Below are 14,319 nucleotides of genomic sequence, written 5' to 3'. Positions count from 1 at the left end.
TTCGTTCATTTCAAGTTGTCCGCCTGCGCCAGTGCACATTCCCTGAACGCCTTGCGAAGCGGCGTCTGCTCGGCTTCGCGCCGGCTCAACAGCCCGACGCTACCACGGCTTGCATACGGCAGCGCCAGCATGGCGATGCGGCCTGCTTCGCAGAAGAATCTTGCCGGACGATAGGAGCTGATTCCGAGGAGGTCGGTCCGACCGAGGATGGCAATTGTGGCCAGCAGTCCTGCGGTCTCGATACACACCCTTGGGGGCGGCTCCGCCGCAACGGCCAGTTCGAAACCCAGTTCGCTCCACAGCTGGCTGCCTGCCGGCATGCCGATCCATTCATATGGCCGCGTTTGCGCCCATTCGACTTCGCCGCCCACAAGCGGGTGCGCGGGCCCCGCGATCACACGAAGGGTCTCCTCGAACAATTCCTCGTACCGTAGCGAATCGCACGATACGCGCGCGTCCATCCGACCGACCACGTAGTCAAGGCGGCCCTCCCTGAGTTGCGACACAAGATCCTGCAGCACCCCTTCTGTAAGGGTAATGAATACCTTCGGATATTGCTGCCGCAGCGCGGCGACAGTTGCCGGCACCACGATTGCCGCAACAGCGGGGGTCGCGCCAATAGCAAGATCGCCGCTTGCGCCCTGGCTCATCAATTCGATCGTCAATTGGGTGCGGTCGATCTCGGCCAGGATCGTGCGCGCATGCACGACCAACGCCTCGCAGAAGGCGGTAGGCACCAGTCCCTTGGGCTGGCGCTGGAATAAAGGAACACCTAGGTCACTCTCGAGTTCTGCGAGCCACTTCGACAATGCCGGCTGCGTCATGCCCAGCCTGGCTGCGGTATGACTCATATGGGCCGAACGATACAGCTCGACCAGAACAAACAGCTGCCGGATACGCAGGCGCTGGGTCCATTCCATGACAGCGACTCCATGAGGTTTGCGACATAGCGAAGGGGCAATTTCTCATTTTATGTATATCGCGCGACCGTCAACAATGGACTGGCCGGCACCTGAATCGCTGCGGTTCCAATGCATTGGGAACACCGGTGCAGGAAACGCGCCGCGGCCTGCGCCGCCGTGGCAAGTGTTCAGGGCCCACACGCCGGGCCGGCTTTCCGCAAATGACCGGCGCTGCAACCACTTCGCATCATGCCTAGCTGCCTCCAGTGTTCGATGAGTCATTTCTGCCTGCCCTCGGGCATGCATCGTTCAGACATTACCAAGGTCGCGCCGCTGGTCAGGCGCCGCGTCCGCGTGCTCAAGGGAGACGCGCTTTTTCATCCGGGTGACGCCGCAGACGCGGTCTATGCGGTGCGTGTCGGCACCATCAAGACCTGCATCACCACCGCCAGCGGTCGCAATCAGGTGGTCACCTTTCACCTGCCCGGCGAGATCATCGGTCTGGAGAGCCTGGTCCAGGTCACCCACGCATGCCGCGCCACCGCCCTCGAAGACACCAGCCTCTGTTTGATTCCTTCGGATGTGCTCAAGGCGCAGGCGGTACATATCGCTCCCCTGCGCAACCGACTGCTTGAGGCATTCAGCCACGAGGCCCGGCACCAGCGGGACCAGGCGGTCATGCTCGGCCAGATGACAGCAGAGGAGCGCATTGCGACGTTCCTGCTCTCGTTGTCGGAACGGTTATCGGCACGCGGATTCGCAGCCTCGGAGTTCCTGCTTCGCATGAGCCGCGAGGATATCGGCAGCCATCTCGGTCTCAAGCTGGAGACGGTCAGCCGCATTCTCTCGCGCATGGGCGGCGCCGGACTGCTCAGGGTGCGTGCGCGCAACGTGGCGATCCTCGACCGGGACATGCTCGAGCACGTTTCCCAGGGGCTCAGACCGCTCTTGCCGCGCACTCAGCCGCAGGCTCCGCGGATGACTATGTAGTGCAGCCTTGCTCTCATCCCACGCGGCGGACCTGTTTCGGCCCGCCGAAAATCCGCCAGAAGGTTGACTCCAGTCAAGCTTGGTTTACCTCCCCCCGGACCTGCCCGATACGATCCCATTCGTCAGTGTAAGGACATGCGCCTTCAATTTTCCAATCCATTTTCGCTCATAGAGAACACCCGCCTGTCGACGGACACGTTTCCAATTCAGCCAGAGATATAGCGCCACATTGCCTGAATGTTCCCCCGTTGCATTGCCGGTGATCGCCTTAAATACGATGAAGCATCTCCTCGTTTCCATCAAAGCCAGGCTGATTGCCGGCTTTGTACTTATGTTCGCACTGCTTTCCGGCCTGGGGGCATTCGGCTATTACGGTGTATCGACGCTCGGCACGCATGTCGAGGATCTCTTCAAGTCCAATACCTCGCCCATCATCGATCTTGCGGCGGTACGCGCAGGCACTCTGCGAATTCGCCTCAATTTCTGGCGGGCACAGGTAGAGCAAAACAAGGATGCCACACGCCGACTGGCCGACGACACCGCCGCAACGCGCGCCATCATCAACAAGTACTGGTCGCATTACTATCCGGCCGGCATCAGTTCGCCGCACGAGCGCGCGCTCGCGGATGGCATCGCCGAAAAGCTGTCGAAGTTCACGGAAGACGCCGACCGCGTGCTGGGTTACATCCAGGCCGAAGACTACGAAATGGCCCGCCAGTATCAGTCGCAGCACCTGGCCCCAAGTGCCGACGCGCTCAGCAAGCTTCTCGACGATGACATGCAGGACAACATCACGCAGGCCACCGCGAGTGCCGACGGCAGTGTCTCGCTTGCCGCCCGGATCCAATGGATTTCCGTATCGCTGGTGATGGCAGGTGCGCTGGTGTCCCTGCTCGTATCCACCTGGCTGGTGCGCGCCGTGACGCGGCCGCTGTCCAGGGCCGTAGAGATTGCCGATCAGGTGTCGGAAGGCAAGCTTGGCGAGCCGATCCGCGTCGACTCCCACGACGAGTTCGGCAAGCTCATCGGTGCGCTCAAGCGCATGGATGAAAAGCTGACTTCGACTGTCCGCGGCATCCGTGAATCCAGCGAATCCGTCATGGTGGCATCGGGCCAGATCGCCAGCGGCAATATCGACCTGTCGGCCCGCACTGAAGAGCAGGCGGCCTCGCTCGAGCAGACCGCGGCAAGCATGGCGGAAATCACCGAGACCGTGAAGCAGAATGCCGACAACGCCAGGCAGGCAAGCTCGCTGGCCAGGAACGCCTCCGACCTCTCGAACACCAACAACCAGGCTGTCGACGAAATGGTGCGGACTATGGGCAGCATTACCGAAAGCTCGGCCAAGATTGCCGACATCACCAGCATGATCGAAGGCATTGCCTTCCAGACCAATATCCTGGCGTTGAACGCTGCGGTCGAAGCGGCCCGCGCCGGCGAGCAAGGGCGAGGCTTCGCAGTGGTCGCGGGAGAAGTCCGTTCGCTGGCACAGCGATCCTCCGCCGCTGCCAAGGAAATCAAGGACCTGATCGGACACTCCTCCTCGATCGTCCAGGAAGGTTCGCGCCAGGCGAGCGAGGTCGGGACGGCCATGCAGGAGGTCGCCCGCGTTATCAACATGGTCACCGATATCGTTGGTGAAATCACAGCGGCATCCGATGAACAAAGCGCCGGCGTCGAACAGGTGCACCAGGCCATCAGCCAGATCGATGCAGCGACGCAGCAGAACGCCGCGCTTGTCGAAGAGGCCACGGCGGCGGCACAGTCGCTGGAAGAACAGGCCAAGAGAATGAAAGACGAGGTCATGTTCTTTCGCCTGGCCGGAGACACTACCGCTTCTGCCCTGCGCAGGCCCGAGAGCGCGCTGGCGCGTAAGCCCGTCGCGCTAGCGAAGACCATACAGGCAAAGCGCACACAACCTGCGCGCGCTGCGGCGGCCCTTCCCGCGTCCACGCGGACACCGGAGAGCACCGGGACAGCCGTGAAGCTCGCACAGAATAACAACGCGGCCTGGGAATCGTTCTGACGACGCACCTGGTCTTCCCATCGCGAAAGCGGCGGCCGGGCGTCATGACATCGCCCGGCCGCCGCCTGCCGTTGGACGGCCTGTCCGGCCGAAGCTGCTGGCGCAGCAATGGCTCCGACAGTCCCCAACTCAATGATCCGACGTAATGCCCCGCTGTTCTGCCTGCACTTTCTCGAATTTCTGCCTGCCCGGAGGCATGACTCGCCGCGACAGCGAGCGAATGGACTCGGTGGTGCTCGGCCGCATCAGCCTGCAGAAGGGCGAATCGCTGTACAAGCCCGGTGATTCGGTCAACGCCATCTATGCCATCCGTGTCGGCACGCTCAAGACCCAGGTCGCAACGCAGGACGGGCGGGTGCAGATCGTCGGCTTTCACCTGCCCGGCGAACTGATCGGCCTGGAGAGCCTGGTGTCGACCCGCCAGATGTCACATGCCATCGCCCTGGAAGACGCAAGGCTGTGCCGCGTCAACCTGCCGGCGCTGCGTGCGCTCGCGGGCAACCTGCCCTCGTTGCACAACAACATCCTGCGACTGCTGGCCACGGAAGTGCAGCATGATCATGCGATGTTGGCCATCCTTGGAGTCCTCAACGCGGAAGAGCGGCTGGTGTCCTTTCTGCTGGACCTGTCCTGCCGGCTGTCGGCACGGGGTTTTGCCGCCAGCGAGTTCCAGCTGCGCATGACACGCGAGGAAATTGGCAGCTATCTCGGCCTGAAGCTGGAAACGATCAGCCGCCTGTTCTCCCGGTTGTCGGACGCCGGCCTTATCAGCATCCGTCATCGCAACGTCAAGCTGCTCGACATGGCGGGGCTGCATGCCATCCATGCGCGCTCGGCAGCCGCACCCATTCCAGCCACGAAAATCGAGGAAGCGTCCATTGGCAACGCGAGTTAGCCAGCCCATGCCTGCCGGAGCCCTGGCTGCCGCGGTCGCCGATCTCAACCTTGCATATCTTGAACTAGCCAGGCGCCTCGGACAAAGCGATAGGGAAATGGCCATGCACTGCCTTGGATGTGGCGCAGAAATGGTTGCCGAGATCGCAAGATTGACTACGGAACAACTGGTGCGTGTATCGAAAACAAATATTCTCCTGTGCCGCATCGACATTCGCTCCAGTTCGTATTTGATTAGATTCAACGAATCGCTTTGAAAAAATATTTAGTTCACGCAAATATCAACTCAACATCACGAATGATCGCATTGAGTTAGCACTTAGAATTTATCCTGTAGTCGCGAGGCTACTCCCCCAATTTTCCGCCCTCTTTTTAGAGGGATTTTTTTTGCTTTCCGATACAGGAGATGCATTTTTGTTCGATGTATCGGACACGCTGCGATTTCGATTGCGACTTACATGGCCTGCCGCCGATGATTCAGCTCCAGCGACGTTACAAGGCGTTGCAGCAGACTCTCTGCCTTCGCGGGAAGCTCCAGGAACGCGCAGCCATAGTGCGAACTGCCGCCCTCCGCGTCATCGATCGCCCAGCAACCCATGATGCGGATATCCACGGACAGCTTTCCGTGTGACCCGAAGTCCATGACTGCGCCGCGCACTTCTGCGCCCTTTCCAAGACGCACTCCACCGCCGACGCGGCCACGCAAGCGAACGCCCGACAGAGAAATGTCGACGATATCAAACTTCAACCGGGTGAGATGGCCGACCTGGAGCTGGCATGAATAGCCCGCATCCGGTGCGACAGGCGCACGGAAGTGCCGGCGACGCTGGACGTAGTAGAGGCAGGCGGGAAAAGGCACCTCGAATGCCAGCCGCCCCTTGAATTTGATCTTGCGTGGCGTTCCCGACTGGAACGCGACCGGCGCCCCGCGGATCGACGCCTGGAACAGGTTTTCTCGAGAGTCGGCCAGTTCCTCCTCGTCTTCCGCACGCATGCTGCGATCCAGCACCAGGCGATGCGCCTTGAGGTCCGCCTGCAAGACGCGCGTACCGGTCTCATGACCGGACTGGCTGCGGACGCGCACAGCCGATCCGAGCCAGGCCAAGTCACTGAGGATCGCGCCGATCTCCGTAGAGTCCTCCAGGCGAAAGTCCTCATCAAATCCCGAGGAGAACGCTCCGACAATACCAGCGTCAGCGGTGACAGCAGGCGTGCTCTTGTCAGCTAGAAACATAGTGCGACTTCATGTCCGGTTTGCAAATAACGACAGGACGATTCCGTATCCTGTCCGGTACATGAAATCTTATGGAGGGGGGTATTCGCGCTCAACGACGCGGTTGATGTCGATTAAACTCCCTGTCAATTCGGGCTGACGGCCGTCCGCCTTGACCGCTTCATGGCGAACGCTTTTGGCTTCGCCTTACCGCGCGTGCAGCGCCGCGACCATCGGCGCACGTCTGGGCAAGCGTGCAGCCAACGCATATTCAGGCCGTAGTCGAAGCTGCAATCCGGTCGATTGCGCCGCGGCGGGAACGGCGGGCTTTGCCTTCTTGCCTTTGGCAGCCCGCGGCGGCGGCGCGCACAGACCGCAGACAAAGTTCGATTGCAGGTCATAGGTATGACGAACATACTTGCCGCCGCAGCACTTGCATGAGCATAGCTCGATCGTCCCGCATTCCACGAACCGGACCAGCGTCCAGGCACGCGTGAAGCTGAGCACCACCTCCTCGCCGATCATCGCGACCTGCTCCTGATAGAGGCGGTATGCGGACAGCAGTCGTTCAATACGCGTTTGCCCGCTGTGTGCCTCCAGGAACCTGAAGGCCGACAGGAACAGCGAGGCATGGACATTCGGCCGCCAGGTCAGGAACCAGTCCGGCGAGAACGGCAGTTGCCCTTTCGGCGGCGAGACGCCCCGCAACTCCTTGTAGAGGCGTGTCAGCCGGTCACGGGAGAGGGACACTTCGGCTTCAAGCACTTGCAGCCGCGCGCCGAATCCGATCAATTCAATGGCCAACCGAAAATCTTCGGCGTCACGTAACACGCTCTTGCGGGCAGGCGCGGCATTTTCGGAGTTCATGGCGGCGTTCAATTGATGGCCTCCACGGGTTGCGCGGACAGCAGGATCGCCATCTGCATCTGCTGCAGGTCGTGCTGCGACGGACCAGCGGCAAGGCTGGACAGAAGTACGTGGTCATCAAAGCGGAACCGGCACAGCAGGATGTTCGTGCGCGAAAGCTTGATCAGTTGCGCCGGTGTCAGCGCGGCGATCAATCGGGCAATCTCCTCGCTGATGCCGAGGCGGAACATGCCTTCGGCCTCGTTATCCTGGATCATCCGCTGCGCGAGAAGCAGATACGACAGGTTGAACTCGGATATGGCGTTCATACAATCATTTGAAATCATTTTTGCTGCCTTGCCTTTTGGCTGACACATTGGTGTCCGGGACGGGAACTGATGCGGCATCCATGACGCGCGTACCATCCCTTTGGAAGTTGCGACAGTGGCATCTCAGGCACACAGTGTTCAGCGTGCCTGGCCTCGTGACGACTGCCCGCGACAGAATCATTCTGGCAAGGAAAGCGGCCTCAATAAAATGAGTTTGAGGGATGCCGATATATGCAAAACCTCATGCTTTCCTGGTATCGAGCGCGTTGCCGAGACCGCCGCACGCTGAGTGGCCGTATCGTTTCCCGCATCGGAAAAATCTTAAGAGATCGACTCATCGTTCCACGCCTTGTTTTTGCTAAAGGTTTGTGTTGAGTCAAAGTTGGTCGGACCGCCATGTCCCGCCGCAACACCCAGAAGCCGTGCCACGGTCTTTGGATGGGGAATCGACCGAGACATTGGCACAGATCAAATTCAGAGAGGCTCCACGTACAGAATGTCTGCACAATGCGAATCCTCTGAAGAGCTCGTGTCCTCCTGCAACGGAATCACCGCGGGCTCCCCGCCACCTTGCCGTCTGGAAGGGCTCATCCTGTCATGCCTGGCCGCTCTCAAACTGCGCGCACCAGCGCCGCCATCACGCCACAAGCGAACGCACGGTTTCAAAGCCGCGCCGTCAACCTTTTGCGTGCTGGCTGCCTGGAAATGCACTATCAGCCAATCCTGGATCTCCGCTCCGGTCTCGTCAGGAAAGTCGAGGCCCTGGCACGCCTGCTCGATGGCGACAAGGTCCTGCCGCCTGCAGCATTCCTGCCCGACTTCGGTCCAGAGGAACTTTACGAGCTCTATGTGCAGGGGCTTGACCGCGCCCTGCTCGATCGCAACCTGTGGATGGGTCAGGGGCTGGTGCTGGATCTGTCCGTCAACCTGCCGCCGAGCGGGTTGAGCGATCCGCGCTACTTCGAAGCCACGTACCGCGCGCTGCTTCGCCACGCCTGCCTGCCTTCCGCGTTGACGCTGGAGATCCTGGAAGGCAACAGCATCGACTGCGTGGACCAGGCCGGCGAGCAGTTCCGGAAGTTCACGGCACTCGGTGTGCGCATGGCCGAAGACGATCTCGGGTCGGGGCATAGCAGCCTGACGCGGCTACGCGAGCTTTCCTTCGACTGGGTCAAGATCGACCGCAGCATCGTCCAGCTCAAGGGCGACGACAATGCGGACGTGCTGCATTTCGTCCATCAGCTGACTCGGTTGAGTCATGCGCTTGGCAAGTCGGTGATTGTGGAAGGCGTGGAGAATCTGGCGTTGATCGACGCCATCAGGATTCTTGGCGCGGATGCGGCCCAGGGTTACGGTATTGCGCGGCCAATGCCCGCGCAACAGTTGATGCAGTGGCATCACGAGCGCAGCATCGCTGGCTCGAACCAGCACGCCGAGGCCGACCTGACACGTCTGGCCAGGCTTTTGCTCCTTGAGGAGCGCCTGCAAGCCTGTCAGGAGCCGCTGGCAGCAAGCCGACGTTGCGATATGTTGTCCACGACGCCGGAACGCGAAGCCGCTTCAGGTGCCTCGTCGCAAGCCAGCGATGCTTCGTGCGGAGCCTGTCAGCTCGCACGCTTTCGCGCCGAGGTGGATGCCATATACGTTGGCGACCGCAAGCGCGCCACGGAAAAAGACGCTCTCCTGCACGCCGCCGCGTTCCACGGCGTGCACAGCAATGCCTACCGGCAGGCGCGCAGCAGGCTCGCCGCCACGGCGTGACCGCGAGCACGTGCAAGGTTTCGTAGTGACTGCGCGCGCTCAGGGCGCAGCGCGGGCGCCCCGATCCCGCTCATGCCGGCGGGACATTCGCAGCGCATTAATGGTCGCACCCGTCATCGCGCACTAGTCTGCGCATCACCCAGACGACACTGATCAGAACGGCCAACAAGGCCGCAGCTAGCAGAAGAGTCATCGCTCAGCGCATCATCCACCAATGCGTGGCCACCAGGAATAGTGCCCCGGGCACGCAAATCGCCACGGTGCTGACAGCGGCCACGAATTGCGCGTGCAGCCGCGCTCGCGGACTCGCCATGGCGAACAGTCTGGGCACGATCATGACGGCAATGAGCGTGAAGAAGGACAGGGTCGAGACAAAGGTAAGCATCGGCAGTCAGCAGGTCAGGGACGCTGCTGCCACCCTTGCGGCGACATCGCGACCCGGCAATCCGTGCGCAGCGGCTCCATGCCTCGGAGATTTCCGGGGCCGCGCCGCGGTTGCGCACGGCCCGCGGCAGCTGTCGCGGGACCGGCACACCATGCCCGCCGCTCCGACGACAGGACCATTGTTCCAAGGAACGGCCTGACTGAAAAATGAGAACAGGGGCCGATGCTATGCCCTAAATCTCATGCAGAACGGTCAGCTTTGCGCCCCTCCACGGCCGCCAGTGACCGAACCATCACAGTCGGAAGCATCATGCCGCTTCCGGCAGAACTTTTGTGTCTCGTGCCGCACTATAGAAGCGGAACGCATTCTTGCCGGAGCGCTTCGCGGCGTACATGCTCTCGTCCGCCCGTGCCAGCAGGGCAGCGGGGTCGGCCGCGTCATCAGGAAACATGCTGATGCCAATGCTTGGCGTCACGAACACAGGGTGGCCATGTACCTGGTTCACGCCGGCCACCACGCGCAGCAGCATTTCCGCGATCGGGGCCACGCATTGCTGATCGGCAACGTCTTCAAGCACCATCGCAAATTCGTCGCCGCCCAGGCGTGCGACAGTATCCGCTTCGCGCAGCGCTTCTTTCAGCCGATGTGCCACGGCAATCAGTGTTTCATCGCCAACACCGTGACCCAGCGTGTCGTTGATCACCTTGAATCCATCCAGGTCCAGAAACATCACTGCAACGTGGCTCGAAGCACGTCGAGCTCGGGCGACCGCCTGGGACAGGCGCTCCCCCAGCAATGTGCGATTGGGCAGCCCGGTCAGCGCATCATGGGTGGCAAGGAACCCGAGGCGCTCCTCTTGCTGCTGGCGCTGTGTAATGTCGGAGCACACTGCGACGTAGTTGGAATACGCACCGCTCACGCCGCGAATGCCACAGATGGATAGCGACTCGCGATAGACCGCCCCATCCTTGCGCCGGTTCCACAGTTCGCCACGCCATTGGCCTTGCTCTTTGAGTGCACGCCACAGGTCGCGATAGAACTCCGCTGGCTGGCGTCCCGAGCTGAACAGGCGCGGGGTGTTTCCGATCAATTCGCTTTGGCCATACCCCGTCAGCCTGGAAAAAGCGGGATTCACCTTTTCGATGACACCGTTCGCATCGGTGATCATCACGCCGTCCTGTGTCAGTTCGAACGCCTGGTCAACGAGCCACTGGCTGTAGAACGACTTGCGCAAGGCATCATCGCGCTGGCGAACCAGATAGAGCGACATCCAGAGAAAAGCGAGAACTCCACTTGCCGATATCACGCCGGCGACCCAGAGCATGCGGTTGAACATGCTGGTGCTGGTCGATGCCCTGACCTCGGCTTGCCTGACGTTGACGCTGACGATGCCACCGAACAAGGCATCAAGCTGCTGCAGGAACGTGATGTTGTGGTCCAGATCCTTCTGGGCGGCATCGTAATCCCCGTCCGCAACCTGTGCGGCCACCCGTGTCATCAGCGCGCGAAACACAGGCAGCTGCTGCCCAAGTTCGTCCGCGAGCTGCTGCTCCTTGTCGCTGCTGATGCCGGTCGGCAGATAGACCTGCCAACCCTGGTCCATCCGTGCCATCTCCTTGCGGATCTCCTCGACCACTGACGAGTCCGCAGGCTGCTGGCGCATCGCCAGTATCTTCCACAAACGCCTGCGCGCATCGATTGCGGTGGCCCGTACTTCTCCCAGTCCGCTGACTGGAAGTGTGTTCTGGACATAGATGCCATTAACCAGCTTGTCGAACTCCGCCAGCAGGTACACGCCGCTGACAATCAGCATGACAGCGATGAGCACGGCAAAGGCCATGGCACGAATGACACCGTAACGAATTGTGCGGAGATGCGTCTTCATCTGAACCCTGGATAAGCACCGGATGGCACCGCAACCGCACCACGACGTGTTTCAAGCGCATCCGTCACCACAAGTTACCGGCAGCTTGGCGCTTTCCCAATAAGGTCGATTGACTCAGGTCAGAGATGGTTTAGCAGTACTCGGCGTTACGCCGGATAAAGATCCGGCACAGGACCTCCCCAGATACGGAATGTGCAAGTGGTTTGCGGCAAGTCAAATGTCCCTATCAGTCGTGGGGCAGAAGCCGCCGTTGTCGCTCTGTAAGGACCAATCCCTCTCTTTGCCCGACATGAACGAGATCAATCTGAATTCAACGCCCTCATGCCCTGCCCCGGATCCATCGGAGCCGGCGATCCGCACCGATATGCATGGCTGCCCGCCCGATGTGCCTGAGGAAATCAACGTGCTCGGCAACGCGTCCTTGCACCACGGCGCGTGCCTGCTGGCTATGCGTGAAGTACTGCGGGCGCTATGCGTTTACGCACCAGGCGAACTGAAGCCTGGCATCGCCGCGAACGTCCGCGCCGGGACGGAAGCGATTCTGGCCCGGACCGACGACAAGCCGCTGCCCGACATCTTCTTTCACGCCCTGCTCGGAGAAATGAACGGCTATCTGGATTGCCTGCGATAGCAGGCGTCATTTCTCGTTCGCGGTATCGCCATCACTGCAATCCGGCGATACATCACGACCTGTCCCCCATCGTTCAAGACCACCAACACCATGCTTCGCAATATTCGTCTCGGCACGAAATTCGGCATCCTGGCGATTCTCGCCATGGCGCTGATTGCCATCCCCACTACGCTCTATATCCTGGCCACCAACAAGGCGGTGGCGCACAAGCGCAAGGAAATCAGCGCAATCGCAGTGGAGCGCCAGATGTTCCTTGCGCTCCAGGCAATCCAGAAGCACAGAGGGGCCTCCGGCCTTGTCCTTTCGGCACAAGACGGGGCCACCACCGTGCTGGATGAGAGCGCGAAGCAGACGGAAGCCGCCCAGCAGCAGATTGCCGCTATGCTTCCCGCACTGGACGCACCCGCGCAAATCCTCGATCAGTGGAAGGCAGTTGCCGAACGCTGGCGGTCACTGCGTGACAGCGTAAAGCAGCGATCGATCCAGCCACGCGAGAGTTTCGATGCGCATACGAAACTGGTCGCCCAACTCCTTGAAGCCAATGGCGCCGTGGTCGACGCCTTCGGCCTTTCGCTGGACAACGATGCGGCCAGCTTCCGACTTGCCATGATTACGCTGGTCAACGTGCCGGCGCTTACCGAGGAGCTGGGGAAGACACGCGCCATCGGGGCACGCATCCTGGCACAGGGCGAAGCCACCGCAGCCGATGTGGTTCGCATGACAAACCTGGTGGAGCGCTCCGCCGAGCGTGCGGCGGCTATCCGCGCCGACCTGGAGAAGATGGCACATGAAAATCCCGAGATTGGCGACAAACTCGGCACTGCGTTTGCCGAGGCGCAGCGTTCTTCAGCCGGCGCCCTGGAAACTGTCGAGCAGCGCATCACTAAGGCCTCGCCCATCGACATGCCTGGCAACGCCTACTTCGAAGTCTTAACCCGAGCCATTGATGCCAACTTCAAGATGGCGTCCGGCTCGATCGACGCACTCGAGACTTTGCTGGAAGATCAATCGGCGAAACTGCGCCGCAACCAGCTCGGCATGCTGGCGGCACTGGCGCTGCTGATCGCGGCCAGCATCGCCCTGGCTGTGGCGATTGTCCGCTCCGTAACGGGGCCCATCGCCGCCGCGGTGGAATTCTCCGGCCGTGTGGCACAAGGCGATCTCTCTACCCGGATCAATGCGCGCGGTTCGGACGAATGCGCACAACTCATGCGAGCACTCAATGAGATGAGCGGTAACCTGGCAACCCTGGTGACAGATATAAGCAGTGGCACGGATGCCATTCACGCTGCCTCACATCAGATCGCCGCCGGGAATATGGATCTGTCGTCACGGACAGAGGAACAGGCGTCCTCGCTGGAACAAACCGCGTCCAGCATGACGGAGCTGACTGAAACCGTAAAACAGAACGCCGAGAATGCCACGCAGGCCAACGCGTTGACGCGCAGCGCGCGCGACATGACCGTTGCGGGCAGCGGCGCCGTACGGGCCATGGTCAAGACTATCGAGGAGATCCACGCGAGCTCTTCCAAGGTTGCAGAGATCACGGGCATGATCGAAGGCATTGCGTTCCAGACCAACATCCTCGCCCTGAATGCCGCCGTGGAAGCCGCGCGGGCCGGCGAGCAAGGCAAGGGTTTCGCGGTAGTGGCTGGGGAAGTGCGCAGCCTTGCGCAGCGGGCAGCAGCGGCCGCCAAGGAGATCAAGGACCTCATCATGGCGTCGAGTGCTTCCGTGCGACAAGGTGCGCGCCAGGCCGAAGATGTCGAGGCCGCCATGGCGCAGCTCGATCATGCGATTGGCCAAGTTTCGGACATTGTCTCCGAAATCTCCTCCGCCTCGCAGGAACAGAGCGCTGGCATTGAGCAGGTGCATCAGGCCATCAGCCAGATCGACACAGTGACGCAGCAGAACGCTGCACTCGTTGAGGAATCGGCATCTGCAGCGCACTCGTTAGAAGAGCAAGCCGGCAAGATGCAACAAGCCATGACGTTCTTCCGGATCGACCGCTAGTTCACGAGTTCACGTAACGAATCGGGAAGTCGGCCGGCCTGTGTGCCGGCCTTTTCTTTGACCGGTGTCCTGCGATCGCGCCGGCCTGCTGGTCCGGCGGTGTAGCGCTGCTCTTGTCCGACTGGCTTTGGCTGCTTTGCCGCGTCGCAGGAGCCGCTCTCGGGCAACTACCGTCTTGGCGTGGGCACTTGTTCCTATGCAATGTCTGTAGCGTCCCTCAGGGACAATTCACGCAGAGGTGTAGGAAGGTCGAAAAGCGAGATTTTGGAGGTTTGAAGGGCTCCGGCCGACGACCGTCGGCAGCGAGCTAAAGGGATCGCGGTATGCAGATACGCGCCGCCAAAGCAAAAACCCCTCAGCTCGAATGAGCTGAGGGGTTCTGCATTATAAGAGCCTGGCGATGACCTACTTTCACACGGGAATCCGCACTATCATCGGCGCGGA

The 14,319-nt window shown here is 61.0% G+C and carries 13 protein-coding genes; 7 read left to right on the top strand and 6 right to left on the bottom strand.

All coding sequences use genetic code 11. The features are described 5' to 3' along the window. Positions 1-5: 5 nt before the first annotated feature. Positions 6-920 carry a LysR family transcriptional regulator gene (locus tag KHO41_RS37460; RefSeq protein WP_211958277.1) on the bottom strand — a complete coding sequence of 305 codons (915 nt, stop codon included), beginning with the start codon at positions 918-920 and terminating at the stop codon, positions 6-8. A 255-nt stretch (positions 921-1,175) separates the two neighbouring features. Here KHO41_RS37460 and KHO41_RS37455 point away from each other — a divergent pair, with 255 nt between their 5' ends. The 4 genes from KHO41_RS37455 (at position 1,176) to KHO41_RS37440 (ending at position 5,069) form a co-directional block, all read left to right on the top strand. Beyond that, positions 1,176-1,892 carry a cyclic nucleotide-binding domain-containing protein gene (locus KHO41_RS37455; protein WP_244874212.1) on the top strand — a complete coding sequence of 239 codons (717 nt, stop codon included), beginning with the start codon at positions 1,176-1,178 and terminating at the stop codon, positions 1,890-1,892. A gap of 277 nt (positions 1,893-2,169) precedes the next feature. Then, a complete protein-coding gene (locus tag KHO41_RS41745) occupies positions 2,170-3,918 on the top strand; it encodes a methyl-accepting chemotaxis protein (protein WP_211958275.1) in 1,749 nt (582 codons plus the stop codon). Between the two features lie 196 nt (positions 3,919-4,114). Continuing rightward, a complete protein-coding gene (locus tag KHO41_RS37445) occupies positions 4,115-4,813 on the top strand; it encodes a helix-turn-helix domain-containing protein (protein WP_244874211.1) in 699 nt (232 codons plus the stop codon). 7 nt (positions 4,814-4,820) lie between these two features. Next, positions 4,821-5,069 (top strand): flagellar transcriptional regulator FlhD, encoded by a 249-nt coding sequence (locus tag KHO41_RS37440; protein WP_211958273.1) that lies wholly within the window; start codon positions 4,821-4,823, stop codon positions 5,067-5,069. A 197-nt stretch (positions 5,070-5,266) separates the two neighbouring features. Here the strand turns inward: KHO41_RS37440 and KHO41_RS37435 are convergent, their stop codons facing one another. The 3 genes from KHO41_RS37435 to flhD form a co-directional block, all read right to left on the bottom strand. Further along, a complete protein-coding gene (locus tag KHO41_RS37435; RefSeq protein ID WP_211958272.1) occupies positions 5,267-6,046 on the bottom strand; it encodes a flagellar brake protein in 780 nt (259 codons plus the stop codon). 186 nt (positions 6,047-6,232) lie between these two features. Continuing rightward, a complete protein-coding gene (flhC, locus tag KHO41_RS37430; protein ID WP_211958289.1) occupies positions 6,233-6,892 on the bottom strand; it encodes a flagellar transcriptional regulator FlhC in 660 nt (219 codons plus the stop codon). Positions 6,893-6,900: 8 nt separating this feature from the next. Next, positions 6,901-7,218, bottom strand: a complete 318-nt coding sequence (gene flhD, locus KHO41_RS37425; protein ID WP_211958288.1) for a flagellar transcriptional regulator FlhD — start codon at positions 7,216-7,218, stop codon at positions 6,901-6,903. Between the two features lie 666 nt (positions 7,219-7,884). Between flhD and KHO41_RS37420 the strand changes: the two genes are divergently transcribed. Continuing rightward, positions 7,885-8,961, top strand: a complete 1,077-nt coding sequence (locus KHO41_RS37420) for an EAL domain-containing protein (RefSeq protein WP_280519731.1) — start codon at positions 7,885-7,887, stop codon at positions 8,959-8,961. Between the two features lie 196 nt (positions 8,962-9,157). Here the strand turns inward: KHO41_RS37420 and KHO41_RS37415 are convergent, their stop codons facing one another. Then, a complete protein-coding gene (locus KHO41_RS37415; protein ID WP_211958270.1) occupies positions 9,158-9,346 on the bottom strand; it encodes a hypothetical protein in 189 nt (62 codons plus the stop codon). A 307-nt stretch (positions 9,347-9,653) separates the two neighbouring features. Then, complete coding sequence (locus KHO41_RS37410; RefSeq protein ID WP_211958269.1) at positions 9,654-11,231, bottom strand: diguanylate cyclase domain-containing protein; 1,578 nt, start codon at positions 11,229-11,231, stop codon at positions 9,654-9,656. 217 nt (positions 11,232-11,448) lie between these two features. On the opposite strand from KHO41_RS37410, the gene KHO41_RS37405 reads away from it, so the two are divergent. Both KHO41_RS37405 and KHO41_RS37400 read left to right on the top strand, forming a co-directional pair. Next, positions 11,449-11,862 (top strand): hypothetical protein, encoded by a 414-nt coding sequence (locus tag KHO41_RS37405; protein WP_211958268.1) that lies wholly within the window; start codon positions 11,449-11,451, stop codon positions 11,860-11,862. A gap of 90 nt (positions 11,863-11,952) precedes the next feature. Then, positions 11,953-13,875, top strand: a complete 1,923-nt coding sequence (locus KHO41_RS37400; protein WP_211958267.1) for a methyl-accepting chemotaxis protein — start codon at positions 11,953-11,955, stop codon at positions 13,873-13,875. Positions 13,876-14,319: the final 444 nt, after the last annotated feature.

The sequence above is a fragment of the Cupriavidus numazuensis genome (assembly GCF_905397435.1).
In the GTDB taxonomy this organism is placed as follows: Bacteria; Pseudomonadota; Gammaproteobacteria; order Burkholderiales; family Burkholderiaceae; genus Cupriavidus; species Cupriavidus numazuensis.
Note: the sequence above shows the minus strand (reverse complement) of the source record. Positions and strands in the feature narration are given on the sequence as shown.